The 21,985-nt window shown below is 39.4% G+C and carries 10 protein-coding genes; 4 read left to right on the top strand and 6 right to left on the bottom strand.

Translation table 11 applies throughout. The features are described 5' to 3' along the window. From AC2JBO_RS16320 to AC2JBO_RS16305, 4 genes are all read right to left on the bottom strand, one after another. Window positions 1-350: LLM class flavin-dependent oxidoreductase (locus tag AC2JBO_RS16320; protein ID WP_496954703.1), on the bottom strand; the 350-nt coding region annotated here is incomplete at its 3' end. A gap of 30 nt (window positions 351-380) precedes the next feature. Further along, a complete protein-coding gene (locus AC2JBO_RS16315) occupies window positions 381-4,994 on the bottom strand; it encodes a type I polyketide synthase (protein WP_496954704.1) in 4,614 nt (1,537 codons plus the stop codon). A gap of 107 nt (window positions 4,995-5,101) precedes the next feature. Further along, entirely contained in the window at window positions 5,102-5,962 is an 861-nt protein-coding gene (locus tag AC2JBO_RS16310; RefSeq protein WP_496954702.1) for a TauD/TfdA family dioxygenase, read from the bottom strand. 37 nt (window positions 5,963-5,999) lie between these two features. Continuing rightward, a complete protein-coding gene (locus AC2JBO_RS16305) occupies window positions 6,000-11,363 on the bottom strand; it encodes an amino acid adenylation domain-containing protein (protein ID WP_496954701.1) in 5,364 nt (1,787 codons plus the stop codon). A 598-nt stretch (window positions 11,364-11,961) separates the two neighbouring features. Between AC2JBO_RS16305 and AC2JBO_RS16300 the strand changes: the two genes are divergently transcribed. Together AC2JBO_RS16300 and AC2JBO_RS16295 are read left to right on the top strand one after the other, a co-directional pair. Beyond that, window positions 11,962-14,760, top strand: coding sequence for a TonB-dependent siderophore receptor (locus AC2JBO_RS16300; protein WP_496954700.1), 2,799 nt, complete (start codon window positions 11,962-11,964; stop codon window positions 14,758-14,760). 52 nt (window positions 14,761-14,812) lie between these two features. Further along, a complete protein-coding gene (locus tag AC2JBO_RS16295; protein ID WP_496954699.1) occupies window positions 14,813-16,138 on the top strand; it encodes an MFS transporter in 1,326 nt (441 codons plus the stop codon). Window positions 16,139-16,175: 37 nt separating this feature from the next. Here the strand turns inward: AC2JBO_RS16295 and AC2JBO_RS16290 are convergent, their stop codons facing one another. Next, a complete protein-coding gene (locus AC2JBO_RS16290) occupies window positions 16,176-18,344 on the bottom strand; it encodes an acylase (protein ID WP_496954698.1) in 2,169 nt (722 codons plus the stop codon). Between the two features lie 301 nt (window positions 18,345-18,645). Further along, window positions 18,646-20,487, bottom strand: coding sequence for an energy transducer TonB (locus tag AC2JBO_RS16285; RefSeq protein ID WP_496954697.1), 1,842 nt, complete (start codon window positions 20,485-20,487; stop codon window positions 18,646-18,648). Window positions 20,488-20,917: 430 nt separating this feature from the next. Here AC2JBO_RS16285 and AC2JBO_RS16280 point away from each other — a divergent pair, with 430 nt between their 5' ends. Together AC2JBO_RS16280 and AC2JBO_RS16275 are read left to right on the top strand one after the other, a co-directional pair. Beyond that, complete coding sequence (locus tag AC2JBO_RS16280) at window positions 20,918-21,574, top strand: MotA/TolQ/ExbB proton channel family protein (protein ID WP_496954696.1); 657 nt, start codon at window positions 20,918-20,920, stop codon at window positions 21,572-21,574. Further along, entirely contained in the window at window positions 21,558-21,965 is a 408-nt protein-coding gene (locus AC2JBO_RS16275; protein ID WP_496954695.1) for an ExbD/TolR family protein, read from the top strand. Before AC2JBO_RS16280 ends, AC2JBO_RS16275 begins: the two co-directional genes overlap by 17 nt. Window positions 21,966-21,985: the final 20 nt, after the last annotated feature.

The following is a 21,985-nucleotide window of genomic DNA, read 5'->3' as shown; positions in this document are numbered from 1 at the left end:
GCTAACAAAAAATCATCAGCGTGCCAACCAGATGCAAAAGAAATACCGACTCTACCGTTTGAGAGGTTATCAACTACAGCCCATTCTTCAGCAACTTTTGCGGGATGTTGTAGTGGCATTACTACACTACCAGAACGTAACTGAATTTTCTTAGTTACCATCGCTAAAGCCGCACTGATTACTGACGGATTAGGATACAATCCTCCAAAAGCATGAAAATGTCTTTCAGGAGTCCATACTGCTGAGAAGCCATGTTGGTCAGCATACTTGGCTGTTTCAAGCAAGATATTATACTTATCTACTTGGTTTGTTGACCCATTACCGGAAAAATATAATAAGCTGAATTCCATGTTTAGTAATTAGAATTATCAAATAGTTCATTAAACCAGTTGTTGTTTTATTTCATCAAGTGAAAGACTTTCTACCTCCGCTAATAGCGCTTCTATATCGTGTAATTCTTCAAGCTTTGGTTGTTTTTCTGTAATAACAGTAGCAAGTTGAGCGACAGTTGAAGCTTCAAACAAGAGAGTCCGTAGAGACAAGTCTACTTGGAACGTTTCCCGTAGCCGAGAAATTGTTTGCACAGCAAGTAAAGAGTGCCCACCTAATTCAAAAAAACTATCATAAATTCCTACTTTATCAATCCCTATTAAGTCTTGCCAAATATTTGCTATACCTTGCTCAATTTCATTACGTGGAGCAACATAAGTACTTTCTTTGAGAGTTCGTGAGTGTCTAACACTAAATGATTGATTCTGAGTATCGAGTGTGGAATTAAGAGAATTTGATAAAATAAACTTATTAACTTTATCAATAACATAACTTAAATCTTGGGTTGAAACTATAACTTGAGGAAGAGAACTTCCTAAAATTCTGCTAAACGCATCAACCGCTTCTGTAGATAACATACCATTTTTTATGGTTTCTTTTCGTAATTTTTTAAGTTCATCTGGCACATTAGGATTAACAGCCATGCCCACCTCTTTCCATGCATCCCAATTTATAGCTACTGTAAATTGATGATTTTTGCAGGTATTAAAGTGAGCAAATTCATCTAAGAAGGCATTGGCCGCGCAATAGTCTACTTCTGCAAATCCACCTAAAATTGAACTGAGGCTTGAGATAAGTACCCAAAAGTCTAAACTCATATTCTTGAGAACATCATGGAGTACTAATGTTCCTGTAATCTTTGGCTCAGAAATATTTTTCCCTCTCTCTAATGATTTATATTGAATCATATCAATATCTGCTACTCCAGCAGCATGAATGAGACCATTAATTGCACCAAATCGTTCTAAAGATTTAGAAACTACTGATTGCATTTGCTCATGATTTGTAACATCAGCAGTTAAGATTAAAACTTTTGCTCCTAGTGATTCTAATTCTTGAACTTTTTGAATTTTGCGGCTAGTAGTATCAGAAGTATCATGAGTAGCTAGCCATTCATGCCAATACTCTTTTTGTAGTAATTCTGAACGTCCAACAAGGATAAGTTTAGCTTTTACCGTCTGGGCAAGGTATTTGCCAAGCTCTAGCCCTACTCCTCCCATACCACCAGTGATTAAGTATACTCCTTCTTGCCGTAATCGTGTTTTGCTGTTGATTTCTAATACTATAGGTTCAAATACCTGTACCCAACGATGATTACCTCGATAAGCGATGATTGATTGCTGTGATTTTGCTGTAAATTCCGCAATCAATTGTTCTACTAGATTCTTGATTCCTGAGCTAGGTACTACTACATCAATATGACGACATTTTATACCTGAATATTCTTGCGGTATAACTTTACAAAGTCCTAAAATCGTAGCTTTTGTTGGCGATAATTCTTCATTACCAGTTACATCATAAAGATGATTGCTGATAACTGTGATTTTAGTTGGTTCACTAATATTTTGTTGTCCTAGTGCTTGAGCTAAGTAAATTAAACTCCAAAAACCATAATTCTGAATAGTTTCTAACGATTCATGTGTAGAATTAGTGACACTCCACAAATGAATTATATCTGTTGGCATTTCTCCCTGGTGCCGAATAGCTTGGAACAAGGTGTTATAGTCATCAAGTTTTTCAGGATTAATAGTATAAGTTTTACTATTAACTTGGCTAAATTTATCGCCTATCAAAACTGATATCGTATTTTGTCCCACTTGTTGCAAATTTTGAGCAATTTGCGCGCCTATTCCACATTCATCAACGAAAACTAGATAACAAGTAGAGGTGATATCAGAGGTTTCTACTAGAGGAACTTGTTTCCAAGAAGGAACGTAAAACCAGTCAGTAACATTAGACTTTTTACCAAGCTTACTTTCTACTTGACTGGGTTTTTCTACTTCTACTTGAGATTCAATCCAATAACGCTGACGCTCAAATGGGTAAGTCGGTAATGGAACACGGTGACGTTGTTCATCGGTGTAAAAACCAGACCAATTAACTGCAACTCCTGCCAACCATAGTCTACCTAAAATATTAAGGATGAAAGCTACATCTGATTGTTCATCTAGTGGATGACGTAAGGAAGGTAAAACTACTTGTCCTATTGCTTGATGCGAATGTTGTTTAGCTAGTGTACACAAAGTACGTCCTGGTCCAACTTCTAACAGAATACGATTTGGTTCTTGCAATAACTGAGATATTCCTGCACTAAAACGAACACAGGAGTATAAATGGGTTGCCCAATAATTTGGATTTGTTGCTTCTTCTGCTGTTATCCAAGTTCCCGTGACGTTAGAAATAAAAGGTATTTTTGGGGTATTTAATTTTACCTTTTCAACTTCAGCAATAAATGGCTCTAATATAGGCGCCATCATTTGGGAATGAAAAGCATGGGAGGTATGCAAGCGGCGACATTCTACACCTAAGAGTTTAAGTTGCTCTTCAAAAGCGTCTACAGTTTCATGACTTCCTGAAACTACGCATAAATTGGGAGCGTTGCTTGCGGCTAAAGATAACTGCTGATGAAGTAAAGTTTTTACTTCTTCCTCTTTAAGTGCAACAGAAAGCATTGCGCCCGTTGGTAGTTGCTGCATCAGTCGTCCCCGGATTGCCACCAAACCTAAAGCATCTTCAACAGACATAACACCTGCAAGAGTTGCTGCTACATACTCACCAATACTGTGACCAATCATGGCGCCTGGAGAAATTCCCCACGATATCCACAACTGAGCCAAGGCATATTCTATTACAAATAATGCTGGTTGAGTGATGTTGGTTTGTTTGAGTTGTTCAGCCGCTTCTGTTGCATCTCCACTTTCGTACAATAGCGAGCGCAAATCAATTCCTAAGTGAGGCTTTAGTATTAAACAGCAACTATCCACCTGTTGGCGAAATACTGCCTCTGTTTGATACAGTTCTTTACCCATTTCTACATATTGGGCGCCTTGTCCAGGGAACATAAAGGCGATGGGACGCTCTGTTGGTTCTTGAAAGTGGGTTAAAATTTGTGGTTCTTGAGTATTTAATTGACTTACAGCATCTTCAATATTTTGACATACCAACATTCGACGATGATTAAATTCTCTACGCCCTACTTGCAATGTATAAGCTACATCTGCCAGGTTTTCTTCAAGATGTTGAGTTAGATGTTGAGCTAGATTTTTCGTGGCATTTTCCAAGGCAGATTCAGTTTTGGCAGAAAGCAGTAACAACTGCCAAGGACGAGAAGAACTAGACTTTGGCAGTGTAGGCGCCTCTTCTAAAATCACATGAGCGTTAGTACCACCAATCCCTAAAGAACTGACACCTGCACGACGCGGGGTTTTAGAAACTTGCCATTCTGTAAGCTTTGTATTGACATAAAAAGGGCTATTAGCAAAATCAATCTCAGGATTGGGCGCCTCAAAATTCAAGCTTGGTGGTATTAATTTATGCTGGAGAGCTAGAGCAGTTTTGATTACCCCTGCTACTCCAGCAGCAGCATCTAAATGACCGATATTTGTTTTCACAGAACCAATGGCACAAAAACCTTTTTTATTGGTACTGTTGCGAAAAACGTTGCTTAAAGCAGTAATTTCAATAGGATCGCCCAAACTAGTGCCAGTACCGTGTGCTTCAATGTAGCTAATGCTTTCAGGTTCAACATCAGCGAATGCAAGTGCTTCAGCGATAGCTTCCGCTTGACCATTAACGCTGGGTGCTGTGTAACCAACTTTACCAGAACCGTCATTATTGATAGCAGTTCCTTTAATAACAGCGTATATATAATCACCCTCAGCAATGGCATCTGCCAAACGCTTTAAAGTTACGATTCCTACACCATTACCAATAATCGTTCCCCGTGCTTTAGCATCAAAAGCGCGACAATGACCGTCTGGAGATAAAATTCCCCCTTCTTGATATAAATAACCTGTTTTTTGCGGCACTCGAATTGAAACTCCACCAGCTAATACCACATCACACTGGTAATTTAATAAACTTTGACAAGCAAGATTTATTGCTACTAACGAAGTGGAACAAGCAGTTTGAACTGTAACACTTGGGCCTGAAAGATTTAATTTATAAGAAACACGGGTAGTAAGAAAATCTTTATCGTTACCAATTAACTTTTGAAAACTGTTAGCTGAACCAATTTGGTCGCGGTTGATATTAAATGATAAATAGTTATTTAAACTAACACCTGCATATACACCAATACGGCTTTTACACCTTTGGGAATCATACCCAGCATTTTCCAGTGCCTCCCACGCACACTCTAAAAACAATCGGTGTTGCGGGTCAGTCATTTCTGCTTCTTTAGGGTTAAAGTCAAAAAATGAAGCGTCAAATAAATCAATATCTTTTAAAACAGCGCCTGCTTTTATATAATTAGGGTCATTTAATAATGTTGGTTCTATTCCATAAGCAATTAATTCTTCATCTTTAAAATTAGAAATAGATTCCACTCCAGAACGCAAATTTTTCCAAAACTGCTCGATAGTATTGGCACCAGGAAAACGTCCGGCAATACCTATAATAGCAATCCCTTCTATTTCATCATCATAAGTTTTATAGTTGTCCATCATCTATATTTCCGCCTTGCTTAATTAGTAGTATTCATTTAAATTTATCGTTGAAAATACATAAAAATTTGATTTATTGTTAATTATTTTTAACCAAATATTTAATTTTAAAAATTAGTTTGAAGAGTATAAATTAAACGTTTTTTATCTTGAAATTCCGGACGACCGTGTAAAAACTTTGAATTGTCAATCATTGCCATATCACCAGTCTGCCACGGTATCGCTTCAGTCAATTTATCTATAACAGTATTAATTTCCTCAATAACTGTATTAGGAATTGGTGAACCATCGTCTAAAGAAACTTTTTGTTTCTCTAAGTATTCTAATATTGAATTATTAAATGAAAGCTGATTATCAAATTTTGTTTTTTTAACAGCAGAGCAAACATATTCTAAATAAATCGATTCATCGTTATTTACTTGATAATTTACTCCTTCAGTATTATCAAGTAGGTGCTTAACATTTTCAATAGTGCTATCTTGTCCTAAAAATAACTTCCACTGTTCGACTGTAACATCACGCCAATACTTAACTTTCTTTGAAAGAAATATTTCTTTTACCTGCTCACTTAACTTATTCCAGACTTCTACACCATTCCAGAATAATGTTTCACCACCCTCTACAGGTACAGCACAGCAAAACCAAATTACATCAGATGTAAAAGGGGAACTACCATTCTCACAATGAGGAAGAACACGATGAGTTCCTTCATCTGCAATTTGAACTGAAAATCCATCAAGCGAATTAATATAGTTTTTTGTTGGGTCTATGATGTATTTATCACTAAATTGTGCTGAAAAAGCTTTCATTTGCTCATGAGTAACTCCAAACCCTTGAAAAATAATCAAACCATATGCCTTAAATAGTTCTAAAATTTCTTGATTTGGCAATTCCATTATATTTTGATGATTATTACTAGTAACTACTTTGGCAGCACTAGTTTTTAGCGATTTTACTTTCATTTTCATAGCACATTCTTTAAATATTTACTCAATACTTAATTTTTTATACACTTTTTTTCGGGTAATTCATAATTTTTTTTTGTTTACTAAATGCTTCCCTTTGCCTCTGAGTTCGGTCACGTATTTCTTTAAAACCAGATATTTTTTCTGGCTTTGAACCTAAATGTTGTGTCAGTGAATTAATGGTTGGGTTCTGAAATAATTCTACAATAGATAAGTCTTTATTTAAATTAATTCGTAGTTTATTATTAACCTGAGCTATTAGTAATGAATTACCACCGAGATCAAAGAAATTATCATGAATGCCTACTTTATCCAGATGTAGTACTTCTTGCCAAACATTAGCTATCTCTTGTTCAATCTGAGATTGAGGAGCTTGATAAGTTGTTGTTAATGTTGGACGTAAACCTTCAGGTAAAGGTAAATTACCACGGTCTATTTTTCCGTTAGGCAAAAGTGGCATAGCGTCTAGCAGCATAAAAACAGCAGGCGCCATGTATTCTGGCAACAATTGTTTTAAGTAATTTCGTAGTTTGCTGGTTGTTGGCGCCTGGTCTTGATGAGCAACGATGTAAGCCACCAGTTGTTTATCACCTGGTTTGTCTTCTCGTGCTAAAACTACGGCTTCTCGCACTGCTGGATGTTTGACTAATACTGCTTCAATTTCACCCAGTTCAATCCGGAAACCTCTCAGCTTGACTTGGTGGTCAATTCGCCCTAAATACTCAATATTTCCATCCGGTAGGTAACGAGCTAAGTCACCAGTTTTGTACAACCGTGCATTTGCTTCATTACTAAAGCAATTTGAAATAAACTTTTCTTCAGTTAATTCAGGACGATTTAAGTATCCTCTGGCTAATCCTACACCACTTATATGCAACTCGCCAGCTACGCCAGTTGGCACAAGTTGCAAATGCCTGTCTAAGATATATGTTTGTATATTGGCAATTGGACGACCAATGGGAACAATTCCTTGATGACAGTTGCGCTGGCAATTCCAAAAAGTAACATCAATAGCTGCTTCTGTTGGACCATACAAATTGTGCAGTCCTGTATCCAGACGAGCAAAGAATCGTTCCTGAAGGTCAGCAAAAAGAGCCTCACCACTACAGAAAACATTTTTGAGACTACAACATTTTTCTAGTCCTGCCTCTTCCAAAAATACTTGCAACATTGAGGGGACAAAATGAAGCGTGGTGATTTTCTCCTTAGCAATAAGTTCGACTAAATAACTACTATCTTGATGCCCACCTGGTTTCGCTAAAATTAACCGCGCGCCCGTAAACAAAGGCCAGAAAAACTCCCACACTGATACATCAAAGCTGAAAGGAGTTTTTTGCAAAACTCGATCACAAGCATTTAATTTATAAGTGTCTTGCATCCAAAGCAAGCGATTGCTCAAGCCTTGATGAGAATTCATCACTCCCTTCGGTTGCCCCGTAGAACCCGAAGTATAAATGACATAAGCGAGATTATCTAGCTTCACATCATTAACTGGGTTTTCTTGGCTATAATTTGCATATCTAGCTTGACAGTTACTATCTAAACTAGTATCTAAAAAGACAATTTGAGTTTGATGTTGGGGTAGTTCTTTAACTAAATGTTGTTGAGTTAGCAACAATAGTACTTGAGCATCTGCCAGCATGAACCCCAAGCGCTCTTTGGGGTATGCAGGATCGAGAGGTAGGTAAGCACCACCTGCTTTGAGAATGGCTAATAGTGCCACAACCATTTCTAGCGAGCGTTCCATACAGATGCCAACAATAACATCTGGCTTTACACCTTGGCTTTGCAAATAATGCGCTAATTGATTTGCTTGATTGTTCAACTCGCGGTAAGTTAGCGTCTGATTTTCAAATATCAATGCCACACTATCAGGTGTGCGTTCGACCTGCTGCTCAAATAATTGATGAATACAAACCCAGAGTGGGTAGTTCTTCTTAGTGTTGTTCCATTCAGCTGTTAATTGATGATGCTCATAAGCTGTCAATAAAGGCATATAATTTATATGCTGGTCAGGATTTGCTACGATACCTTCGAGTAAAGTTGCAAAATGTCCCAGCATCCGATTCATTGTATCTGTATCAAACAAATCGGTGTTGTACTCTAAAGTGGCGACTAACTCTTGTTCTTGCTTATGCATAAACAAAGTCAAATCAAACTTAGAAGTACCGCTATAACCCTCCTCACAATTTATTGAAATTTCTGATAACTTTGGTGTTGGTATCGGAACATTTTGGAAAACGAACATCACCTGAAACAAAGGGTTGTAACTCAGGTTGCGTTCTGGCTGTAATTCCTCTACTAATTTCCCAAAAGGTAAGTCTTGATGAACAAAAGCTTCTAGGGTTGTTAGTTTTACTCGTGCGAGCAATTCCCTAAAACTGAGTTCGCTTTTCAAATTTGTACGTAGAACTAAAACATTGACAAAAAATCCAATTAATGGTTCTATCTCAGTTCGACTACGATTAGCGACCGGAGAACCTACTAAAATATCTGTTTGCCCTGTGTAGCGGTAAAGCAATGTTTTAAACGCCGCCAGCAGGGTCATATATAACGTTACACCCTCTTGATCGCTCAAATTCTTCAGCGCTGCTGTAAGGGTTTGAGGTATAACTAATCTCGCTTGGGCGCCCTTAAAGGTCTGAACAGGCGATCGTGGGCGGTCAGTTGGTAGATTTAATATAGGAAGTTGACCGTCCAACTGCTGCTTCCAATATGCAAGTAGAGATTGGATAGTATCACCCTGTAAATATTGCTGCTGCCAATATGTATAAGTTATGTACTGAACAGGCAATTCAGGAAGCGGAGAGGCTTTTTCACTGGAGAATGCTTCATACAGTGCTGCTAGTTCACGGATAAGGATGCCAACAGACCAAGCATCTGCAACAATATGATGCAGAGTCAGTAACAGCTTGTATTCTTTATCAGCTAAACATAAGAGCAATCCACGCAAAAGTACTTGGTCGGATAAATTAAATGGTTGTTGAGCTAATTCTGTAGTGTGGCTTTGCACTTCTTCAGCGCGCTTCGTATCCGAAAATTCTCGCAAATCTACAATTGGCAGATTTATTGCTGTAGCTGAATTAATAACCTGAACTGGTTGTCCCTCTACTACTACAAAGTTTGTCCTTAAAACTTCATGGCGCCTGATGATTTCATTTAAACTTTGTGTCAGCACTTTTGTATTTAGCCGTCCTGTTAAATTAATAACAAGAGGTATGTTATATACAGGAGTGTCAGGAGCTAGTTGATGAATGAACCATAGTCGCTGTTGAGCAAAAGATAAAGGATGAAATGTACCTTTTTGGATTTGGGTAGAATTGATAGACGGTATATAAGCTGCGGTTGTCAGTTGAGCGAGTATCTTTGTTACCAACTGCGTTATCGTCAAACCTTCAAAGAAGTCTGCAACTGATACAGTCACTTTAAGGGCATTCTCAATCTGATTTTTTAATTCAAAAACTTTTAAAGAATCGAGTCCTAAGATGCTTAATGGTTGCTCCTGAGCGATTTTATCAGGTAGTATCGACAATACGCGCGCCACCTGCTTTATAAGATAGGACTCTAAAATTAGTTGACACTCGCATGGAGTTAACCCCAAAAGATTTTCACGCTTTAAAGCGTTTTTTATTTCTGTTCCGACAAAATCAATAGCCTCCAGAATGCTGCTATGTACTATTTCCAGTTCACCTTTCTGAAATTTTGCTTTTGTTGCACGACGCTGTATTTTACCGCTAGAAGTTTTCGGAATACTACCTGGTTTAATTAAAACTACTGCGTGGACTTTTATTTCATGTTGTTCAGTAACTGCTTGACGAATTGCAGCAGCAACTTCATCAACATTCGGTTTAGCGCGGAACTCCAACTCTTGGACAACTACTAGCTGTTCAGTATTGTTAAGCTCTACGACAAAAGCGGCGCCAGCACCAGGACGCAACGATGGGTGACTGCGTTCTACGGTTAATTCAATATCTTGTGGGTAAAGATTGCGACCGCGAATAATAATTACATCTTTTAATCTACCTGTTATAAATATTTCGCCTTCATTTAAAAAGCCTAAATCACCCGTTCGCAAAAAAGGCCCTTCACCTGTATCTGATAAATAAGCATGGAAAATCTCCTCTGTTTCTTGAGAACGATTCCAGTAACCTTTTCCCACACTTAGACCAGATGCCCAAATCTCCCCAACTTCATTAGGTTGACAGGTACTTAACGTTTCGGGATTGGCGATTACTATTTTTTGTTGTGGTATACTTTGACCACAACCTACTAAATGAGACAAGTTATTATTTTTCACATATGCTGTAACTACTTGATTAGCTTCTAAAGCTGCTTTATCAAATATTTTAATAGTTGGAGGAGAAGCTTTCTGAACTCCGGTAATCATCAGAGTTGATTCTGCCATTCCGTAACAAGGGTAAAATGCCTCTTTACGGAAGCCACACTCTGCAAAAGTTTCTGCAAATCGCTCTAAAGTATCATATCGAATCGGCTCGGCGCCGTTGAAAGCGACACTCCAACTACTTAAATCTAGAGTTGCTTTTTGTTCGGATGTGATTTTTTGCACACATAAATCATAGGCGAAGTTAGGACCACCGCTTGTTGTGCCTTTATAGCGGGAAATTGCTTGTAACCAACGATATGGTCGTTGGAGAAAGGCTGTTGGAGGCATCATAATACAAGGAAAGCCTCCGTACAAAGGTTGTAAAATTCCACCAATTAGACCCATATCATGGTAACTCGGCAACCACGTTATAAACTTACTTTCTGAAGAATGCTCCATGAATTGGTAAGTTGTGGCAGCATTGTGTATTAAGTTTCCATGACTAATCATTACACCTTTGGGTATCCCTGTAGAACCAGAGGTATATTGCAGAAAAGCTATAGTATCGCTATCAATAGACGCTTCTTGCCAACTATCTTCTAGTCCAACAGCAAGATTGTCCGTAGTCAACCAGCGCAAAGTTTCTAGACCAGCACTTTGAGTCATTAAAGACCGTACTGTAGGTAAAATTTCTGTTGTGGTCAGAGCTATAGCTGCTTGTGCATCTTTTGAAATTGCCTTAATTCTTGGTGTGTTGCGCTCGTTTTTCGGAGGATATGCAGTCACAGCAACAACTCCTGCATATAAGCAACCTAAATAACCAACAATAAAATCAAGTCCTGCTGGATATAGTAGTAAAGCTTGTTTCCCTGTTAAACCTAGCTCTTGCAAATGAGCAGCTACTCTACGAGCAAGCTGATCTAATTCTTGATACGTTAACCTCGTTTGTTCTGTTTCACCATCTAGCAACAAGCTGAAAGCTGCTTGATTTGGTTGCGTGGCACTTCTAAAACGCAAAATTTCAACAACCGTAGAACAATTGAAGTGAGCTTCAATAAAGCAATAAGAAGATTTATTCATCTCTATACTCACTTGATTAACGTAGATTTTGACCTTTGATAATTAGTCCTGCTAACCACTAACACCACCTAAATGCTAACTAGTAGCTGTAAGCAGAGTTAACGCTCGTTATTTTATTGCAACTTATTTTCACTTAACTCTAATCAACCTAACAATAATTAACGGCTTTAGCAATACTGATAATATCGGTATGTATTATACTTTTGGCAAATGTGTATTTATTTTAGTTATATATTTGCTAAATCTATCTTTAGATAGATGCATAAAATTATATAAAGATAAAAGCTTTGCCTTATTAGGCGCCACTACGTGTTGAAGAAGTCGTTTCTGGCTTTTGAAATACTTGCTGGGAAAGCTATTAACTCGTAACATACTTTATATTTATGTGACAAATGAAGACCATTCATTTAAGAAGGATTGCTGCTTCCCACCTGTATGATCAAGATAATCAAGTTAATTGAGACAAATTATTAATTATCTTGTGTATTACGTTGCTTCGTAATATCATTAGGCTAATTTCAACTAAATGACAATTGCTTCTGTTAACTGAATTGTGCTTTCAAGCACAACCAGGCGCTTTTATTGTGTGAGGAAATAAATGAAGTTAGATAAATTGTTTCAAAGCCTACTGCTTTTGGGTGTAGTTGCTTTTGCAAGCACTCCTGCAAAAAGTGAGGAAGTACGAGAGTCAGTCCAGAACAATAGTTCTACCGAGACGCAGCGCAAATCTACACTAGATAGTACAGGCATCGTTACAGGTAAATTTCTATCAATAAGTGAATCGATTTCTAGAAAACCTCGATTCTTCGTATCGCAAGTTCCAAGTTCACAACAAACAGCAAAGTTATCTGAGGTAAATCAAAAAATTCTTCATTTGGATGAGATTGAGCATTTTGCTAAGAGTGCTTCGGTACTTGTACAGGCGCCAAACCCGCCTTCACAGGGGGGTGGAGTTGTGCCAATAACGTCCGTTAAAGCAAATCCCACCGATAAAGGTGTGGAAATAATTTTACAGACAACTCTTGGGGATCAACTGCAAGTCACAAATCGTAGTACAGGTAACAACTTTATTGCTGATGTACTTGGCGCCCAACTGCGGCTACCATCGGGCGATGCCTTCACGTTTCGTTCCTCTAAGCCACTTGCAGGAGTTACTGAGATAACGGTTACTAATATTGATGCAAATACTGTTCGGGTGACGGTGGCAGGTGAGGCAAGTAAACCTTTAGTTGAGTTGTTTGATGATGATACTGGTTTGGTTTTTGGAGTGAGCAAAAATGCAACTGCAACACAACCATCACAGCAACCAGAGGCGCAGCAAAAGCCAGAAGCAGAAAAGCCTGCAACTGAGGCGCCGCAGAATAAACCTTCGGCGCAGCAGGATGAGCCGATTGAACTGGTAGTAACAGGTGAACAAGACGGATATCGCGCACCCGAGACATCAAGTGCAACTAGAACTGATACCCCCCTGCGCGATATACCTCAGTCGATTCAGGTAGTACCCCAACAGGTGATTGAGGATCAGAAAATAACACGCATTTCGGATGCAGTCCGTAATGTCTCCGGTGTCAATGTTCAAAGAGGCTTTGGTGACTACGTAGATTACTACAATATTCGAGGATTTACTACTTATACCGGACTCAGAAATGGGTTTTCTGTACCACCAGGAGCTGGAGGTGTGACACCAACGAATAATATTGAAAGACTTGAAGTCTTAAAGGGGCCAGCTTCGGTATTGTATGGTCAGTTTGAACCAGGAGGAGTCATAAACTACATCACAAAACAGCCATTGAGTGAACCCTATTATGCTGGTGAGTTTACGGTTGGCAGCTATGACCTTTATTATCCTTCGCTTGATATTTCAGGTCCGTTGACAGACGATAAAAGGCTACTTTATCGCTTGAATACTGCTTACAAAACCTCCGGTAGCTTTGTAGATTTTGTTGAGCAGAAGACATTTTCCAACTCGCTCGCGTTAAGCTACAAAATTAGCGACGCGACAACATTAGGCTTAAGTTATGAGTACATAAATTCTAATGGCATTTTTTATGACGGTTTTCCCCCCGATCAAATCGTCTTTAAGGCTCCTATTGAGCGATTTTTAGGGGAACCCACAAACAATTTTGAAGTAAAATCTAACCTTATTAATCTGACATTCGTGCATCGCTTCAATAATAATTTAGAGTTTCGGAGTACTTCATTTGCCCAGATAGATAGAACCAAGAACTCAATTTTTAGACCCAGTAGCTTAGAAGCTGATGGTCGCACTGTATCTAGAAGTTATAGCAGAGATATTTCTAATGACTCTGACATTTACTCTGTGCAAAACAATCTGATTGCTAAATTTAATACAGGCTCAATTGGTCATCAATTACTACTCGGTTTTGATTGGCAGAGAACTAACAGATATAATCCATATTTATCTGCTTCTGGAGAGACTGTTCCTTCTATCGACTTGTTTAATCCAATATACGGTGCATCAATCCCAACCCAGTTTGATGGAGGTAGCGCCATTTATGATGATAAATACGACACATATGCAATTTATTTGCAAGATCAAGTAACCTTGCTACCAAATTTAAAACTTCTACTTGGCGGCAGATATGATTTTGTCAACCAGCGTAGCATCACTCAACCGTTTGATAGCACTGGCAACCTTACAAGCGAAACTACGAGAACAGAATTTTACAATGAAGCCTTTTCACCTCGTGTGGGCATTGTTTATCAACCTATCGAACCGATTTCACTATACGCCAGCTATAGCCGCTCTTTTGTGCCGAATAATGCCCGAACACGCGACGGAAGCATAATCGAACCCTCTCGCGGGAGTCAGTTCGAGGTGGGCATTAAGGCAGACCTGACTAAGAACTTGTCTGCAACCCTGGCAGCTTATGAAATTACCAAAACTAATGTCCTCACATATTTTCCCGATCCTAATTTTCCGATCCCGGCTGGTGAAGTCAAAAGTCGCGGACTTGAATTTGACATAGGAGGACAAATTTTACCGGGTTGGAATATTATAGCCTCTGCCTACTTAAATGATACATTTGTCAGCGAAGATAGTGACCCATCCTTAAAAGGTGAAACATTAGTCAATGCTCCCAAGCAAGGTGCAAGTTTGTGGACAACATATGAAATTCAAACAGGAGGTTTGAAAGGATTAGGATTTGGTGTTGGAGCATTTTATGTAGGCGAGCGCGAAGCACAATTACCTAACACTTTTGAAATTCCGTCTTATGTGAGAGCAGATGCTGCCCTTTTTTATCGGCGTGATAACTGGCGCCTTGGTCTTAATTTCAAAAATATTTCTGGAACTAGGTACTATGAAACTCAAGGTTATTATTTACTTCCGGGTGCGCCATTTACTGTTCAGGGAACAGTTTCGTTCCAGTTTTGATTCCTTAATCCTCATCCCATATTATTAAATCTGAAAAATTAAAAGCTCATAAATGACACAAGAAAACTCTCCTCCTAAACTGCGTATCTTTCTCATCGTTTGGCTAGGTCAACTCGTCTCTACAATCGGCAGTAACATGACCGGTTTCGCCACTGAAATCTGGGCGTGGGAAATTACAGGTAAAGCAACCAGCCTCGCTTTAGTCGGTTTTTTCTCCCTACTTCCCAGCATTATAATTGCTCCGATTAGCGGTATAGTTGTAGACCGATATAACCGCAAATTATTAATGATAATTGGTGATACTATTGCTGTCGCTTCGACAATTGTTATCCTGCTACTCTACCTTAATAAAAATTTACAGGTATGGCATCTTTATTTCACAGGCGCAGTTGTTGGTACATTCAATCAATTTCAGAGACTTGCTTATTCTGCATCAATTTCTTTGATGGTTCCCAAACAATATTATACCCGTGCCAGCAGCATGGAATTTTTATCTAGTTATGGAGCCAATATTATCGCCCCTACATTGGCTGGATATCTCTATTATATAATTAGTTTATCGGGTATTTTATTAATTGATTTTATAACTTTTTTGATTGCTATTACTAGCATATTATTTGTTTCGATTCCAAAATTAAAAATCAGCAATTTTGAAAATACAAATCGAGAAAATATCTGGAAGCAACTCATATTTGGCTTACATTATATTTTTGGACGTAAAAGTCTTTTAGCTTTATTAATTGTAGGATTACTTTTTTGGTTTCCCCACGACATTGGTGATGTACTATACTACCCAATGATTTTATCTCGCACGAATAATAATTCCTTAGTGCTTGGTAGTTTAGTTTCTGCCGCAGGTTTTGGTGGAGTCGTAGGAGCAATAATATTTAGCAGTTGGGGAGGATTTCAACGTCGCATCAAAGGTGTTTTGTTTGGAATGATTGGCGCAGGTTTGAGTAAAATGGTTTTTGCTTTGGGTAGAAAACCATTCATTTGGATTTCCGCTCAATTTTGTTCCTCTTTAAATTTTCCTTTAAATGGCAGTTCTGAAGATGCGATTTGGTTAGCAAAGGTTGCACCGAACATACAGGGACGGGTTTTCGCGGCACGTTCTTTAGTATTGCAGTTAGTACAGGCTATAGCTTTATTAACGGCTGGATTTTTGGCTGATAATGTGTTTGAACCTGCGATGAAGTCAGGTAATCAAATTGCAAATATTTTTGGCAAAATATTTGGTACAGGTGCAGGTGCAGGAATCGCGCTGCTGTATTTTATTTGTGGTATGTGCATGTTTTTAGTTGGCTTAATTGGGTTTACTTTTCCCTTGCTGTGGAATCTGGAGAAGATTGTCCCTGACCATGACCAGGTTTCCTTATAATCGAGATATATTTAATTGTTAATAAGTTAATAACTTATTATTGCATTAAAAATACCTTACGCTCTTCCAAATGAGCTAAAATTTCTTCTCGCGCGCGCCAAACTGGGCGTAACTTTTTCTCAGCTACCATTGGCAATTGCTGAGTAGCATGTGGTGAACCTAGCTGAGTCGCATTACCATAGCCAATTAGTGCCATTGCTTTTACAGGTTTGGAAAACTCAATTGCAGCAACATAAGAATCACCGGCAACTGGTTGAAACTTACCAAGAGAGGAGGGAGCGAAATTTATTACACGGAAAATCCCAAGGTTTCCATCGCCACCATTCCCTGGTAAATCTACATTGCCACGTTTTAAACGAAAAACTTCTCCCCAAGCAACATCTAGCTTTCCATAAGCTTTTTCTACCTTTGCTGCTGCTGTTTCCAGTAACACAACGGCGCCACTAGGATTCGCTAAACCATCAGGTGTAATACGTGGTAAGCGTTCAATCCAAGGTTTACTAAAAGCTTTATAAAAATCTAGTTGTTGTGCCCAGTTTGCGAAAAGCACTGCCCCTTGGCTATCTGCATTTGCTTGTCTATCCCATGTTTCTAAAACAGTAGCCGCGCGTTGTGCTACTTCATTGCCATACTTCCGCGTAGCAGCAATCAAGTCATCTAAAATGCGGTCAGCTAATTCCATCCGCGTAGAATGTTTATACTTAATCATTTCATCAAAAGAAATTTTTTCGTCTTCGTCTAACATTCTTGCAGAACGCTGCGCGCGGAAATCCATAAAACGCGGTGCCATATAAGCTGGATAATCATCTGGTTTAATAGCGAGTGGAAAGGTAGTAGTCCAAGGTGGGTCATTGGTATTTTGCAACCAACCACTTGGGGGATCAATCACGCGCGGTAAATCTTGGTAAGGGTGAATTTTTGTCCATAAGGTTTTCGATGTATCGCCAGGGATAATACCTTGCCAGTATTTAAAATCACCATTGGAGTGTACAGGAACTTGTCCGTTAAAAAAGTGCATGATATGACCTTTACGGTCAGCGTACATCACCGTAAACATTGGTAGTTGCAGGCGCCTAAGTACTTCTTGAAACTGTGACAAATTCTGCGCGCGCGCCATATCCCACCACTCTTCTAACGTCCCAGGACGGTCAAGACCAACAACCCGCAGTGCTATCGGTTTATCATCTTTTTGGGTAACAACAGGGCCGTGAACAGAACTTTTGATTTCTAATGGTTCCGAACGCAACGTCCCATCATAAAGCTTTACCTTTAACTGGGTAGTTTTTGTTTCAAAAGGTCGAACTTGACCGTCAAATATATAACCATCACCATTAAGCTTAAGTTCATATGCGTCCCACCCATCATGAGTATTTACCGTATGAGTCCAGCCCAAATTATCGTTGAAGGCAATACTTAAAACAGGAATTCCTACTAAACTCGCTCCGTAAGTATCAATTCCTGGCGCCGTTATTTGTGCTTCATACCACAGAAATAAATCTGACCAAGGTAAGTGCGGGTTAGCTAGAAGCATTGCATTACCACTCGCGGTACGTTTTGGTGCAATTGACCAACCGTTAGACCCAGCTTTTGATTTCTCTTTACTTATACCTAAAACTTGCTCTGGGTTAACCATGAACGTGAAATGTAACACTCGTTGCAAGTGAGCTAGTACATCTTCTCCTTTTACTGGCAATACAACTTCAACAGAATCATCAATCAAATTAGGATTTTCTTTGACATAAGCATTTATGCCTTCTGCAAAGCCATCTAGGTAGCTCTTGAAAGTCGGATTTTGTGCTGAATACCAGTCGCGCGCGCGACTTGGGACTCCCATTGTAGTAGTCCATTTGTCAGATTCTAAATATTCTTCTCCCCAGTATTCGGCGCCACGTCCTCTTGCTTGACCGTAAAGACGTAAAAGCAAGTTTCCATGACTCTGCATCTGTGCCCATCCAAAAGCATAGAATGCACTTCGGACATTTTTTCCGTAAATATGCGGTATTCCGTAAGTATCCCAAAGTATTTCAGTACTTCTTGGTAGGGCACCAAAACTTTGACACCCAATAACCAAGACAAAAACAAGAGCGATGATAAACACCCTGACTCGAAGAGGATTTTTTCTCAACACCCGAAGTGTATAAAGCCACACGTTCCAACAGGGCAGAATACTTCTAAAGGGAATTAAATGCACCATAGTGATAAACATAACGCACTCACTAATTACAGAACTAAAAACTACTTTATGTATCAAGTATTACAGTATTGATATCAAAACCTGACGGTTAAATCCAAATTCTATAAAAGTAATTGAATTCATCGTTCATATCCGGTAACGTAACAGAATAAAATCATTGTAGAGACGTGATTAATCCCTGCGGGAAAACCTCCGGTTTACACGTCTCTACATTATCGGTAATTATGGTGATCAGCCGGACAGAGAAGAACCGAAAATGTAAGGGTGTTAGGGGAAGTCTAATAAATACCGAAATCCGCCTACACTCCTGCCCTCACTCGTTGCTACTACTTTCTCCACTGCTTGGCGCCGTGGCAGGTGCAGACTCGCGACTGCGGCGTAGTGCGTTACGTAAACGGCTACCAGAGTCTGTGGAAGACCCAGATTGATTAAACTCACGGCGCCGTCTTTTATTTGGACGTGTTTCCCCTGATGTTCTAGAGTCTGCGGTAACTTCTCTAGTTCTGCGTCTCTGTGTTTCTTGGTTAGAAGTTGTTTGTAAGACGACTGGTTGGCGCCGTAAACGACGAGTTAATCTACGACTTGTTGACTCTTCACTATTTGAAGAAGATGCTTGTTGTGATTCGTTGCTAAAACTCCGGCGCCTTCTTGATGATGTTGGTACATCGTTAGAAGCTGTTGAAGATGTATCGAAACTACGTCTGCGTCTTGTTGGTGATTCTGTATTTGAGTCGTTGTTTGATGATACTGCTGCAACTTGCCGCTCTCGTTCACGCTCTTCACGCTGCCGCTGGCGCCTTTGGACATCACGATAACGTTGTGACCCTGATATTGCATACTCAGTAGCAATATTTACTCCCTGTCTACCCCTTTCGGATGGCTTTAACTTCCACTCGCGGGCTTGTCTGAGATGTTCTTCGTCAAGTTCTTTATCTCCACTAGAACGAGCTAATCGTACATTTGTTACTCTTCCTTCATTATCTGTATCAACAGATACTTCTACTCGCCCTTCTGCACCCCTCTTCCGTGCGCTTTCCGAGTATTTTACATTACATTTACGACATGCTGCACGACCATCACCACTACGACGTGAACTACCTTCATCATCTTCAGTGTTGCTGGGTAATTTGGGAATAGTGGGGGCTGTTGCAACTCGATTTCCATTACCTTCTGAGTTTCGGTTGCCAGTGCCACCATTACCAGGATTTAAAGCTATACCAGCACCACTACCGTTTCCAGTTCTACCCGTACCAATACCAGTATTTCCCGTACCACCGCTGCCACTAGTACCTGTACCGAAAGTTCCCGTACCGCCACTTCCACCTGTACCACCATTTCCAGTACCAACTGTGTTACCTGTACCTGTGCCACTGCCACCACCGATTGTACCAGTTCCACTACCTGTTAAGGCACTTGTACCACCAGGGGCGCCGCCATTACCGCGAGTTCCAATATCACCGTTCCCTGGTGTCCCAGAACCTTCGGTACTACTTGCAACTGAATTATTACGAGAGTCTCTTACTCCTCGAAGCTTTTCATGTAAAGAGTTCGAGCTATTATTCGATGCTTGATTTGTTTCTACTGCTTTGTCAGGTGTATTATTTGTGCTGCGAACCGAATTTGTATTGCTAGCAACTTGACGCTGTAAGGTGCGTGGTGTGTTCTTATCTTGAGTAGTTGTGGTACGTTCAACTGTTTTTGGCTGAACTTTTTCTTGTGGTAGTTCTCTTTGTGTCTCAGTTATTCTTGAAATTCGTTGAGATGGTGCCACTTCCCTTTGTGGTATCGGTATAGGTACTGGTATCGGAGGTTGATTTACTTTGTATGGTGTTTTAACTTGAGTATTTTCTTGAACAACTCCTTCGGTTTTAGGTACACTTGCCGAACTCGTTAAAACTTTTGCGTCATCTCTGACTTCTGTTTTTTGTGGAGTTTCTTTTACTTCTGGAAGCTTTTTATCGATAGGGGTATCTACAACAGCAACTTCTATCGGGTCTTCGCTTACTTCCGGTGCCCTTGCTAGAAAATTACCTATCCCAGAGGCTAACACGCTCAAATGTATCAAGAATGAACCAACTAGACTAAGAGCGAGAAAACCTCTAAGAGCCTTTGATTCTCTCTCACGTTGTTCAAAAGCAGTGTTGGAAAAGCTCATAAGCTGTTGCTACCAATTCTCACTAGAGTTTTTCAGTATATATGTATCTCAAACAATTTGCAAATAAGAAATTCAATCAATAAGCTAAGGTACTCTCAGATTGAACATGATTCTCTTTTTTTACGGTGTCCCGTCAAATCACGCTATTTTCTTATAGTTACTGCTGGACGAAGGCGCCCTCTACTCAAGTAAAAAGCCTTTATAATCATGCTTTACAAGCAATTACGCTCATGTTGACTGAAACAAGGATACCAATTTTTGGTTTGATTGATACCAATGACGGCTTGAAAAAAATAGCAGTTTACTGTCATTATGATATACATAAAGTTGAAATTTTGTTTCAGCTTATTTCAAGATTTTGTTGAGAAATGTATCAATTGGGCTGAAAAGCTGGTAATCTAAGCAAATCTGAGGCTCTAACTTACAGGATATGGGAATAGATAAATTATTTGCCGCTGGTGGCATAGTCATGTGGCCGCTACTCGCTTTCAGCGTTGTAGCAATAGCACTAATCATTGAGCGAGTTCGTTTTTGGTATCGCGTAACCCACCGTCAAAATAAAGTCGTGCGTGAAGTGCTGAATTTTTACCGGATGGATAATGTAGTTAGTGCGTTGGATAAATTGCAGAACAATACTGATTTGCCAATCGCGCGAATTTTTCTTTCTGCCTTAGAGTTAGAAGGGGCAAACCCAGAAGAGTTTCGTTTGGCACTTGAAAGTGAAGCACAGGCTGAAATTCCAATTCTCAAACGGTTTAATAATATATTCGAGACAATTATTTCCCTGGCGCCTTTGCTGGGGTTGCTTGGAACGGTATTAGGGTTAATAGCATCGTTCGCTTCACTCAACCTCGGTGATGTAGGTGGTTCTAAAACTGCTGGTGTGACATCGGGTATTAGTGAAGCATTAGTATCTACGGCATCCGGATTAATTGTTGCGATTTTTACTTTAATGTTTTCTAACACGTTTCGAGGACTGTATCAGCGTCAAATTGCATTTATGCAAGAATACGGTGGGCAGTTAGAGCTACTTTATCGCCGTCGTTACGAAAAAGGAGGAGAGAGAAGTTATGCGGCTACAAGATGAACCTGATATTCCAGCACAAATTAATATTGTGCCGATGATTGACGTTATTTTTGCAATTCTGACGTTTTTTATCATGTCTACTCTCTTCTTAACCCGACAAGAAGGTTTACCTGTAAACCTTCCCTCTGCTGCAACTTCACAGAAATCACAAGTTCCTACTAAAGTCACTGTTACAGTCGAATCAAACGGTCAAATTAGTCTGAATAAAAAGCTTACAACTATTAATGATTTGACTGAACAAGTACGGGCGATAGTCGGTGCAAACCCTGAATCTGTAGTAGTAATTAATGCTGACAGAACTGTTGAACACGGCGATATTGTTGAGGTTATGGACAAAGTACGTCAAGTCAAAGGCGCCAAATTAGCCATTGCGACTCAAAGTCCAAAATAACTTTAGGGACTTCCAAGAAT

The organism is Calothrix sp. CBUCES-K 9914, from assembly GCF_059640475.1.
This window is presented reverse-complemented; position numbering and strand designations above follow the sequence as displayed.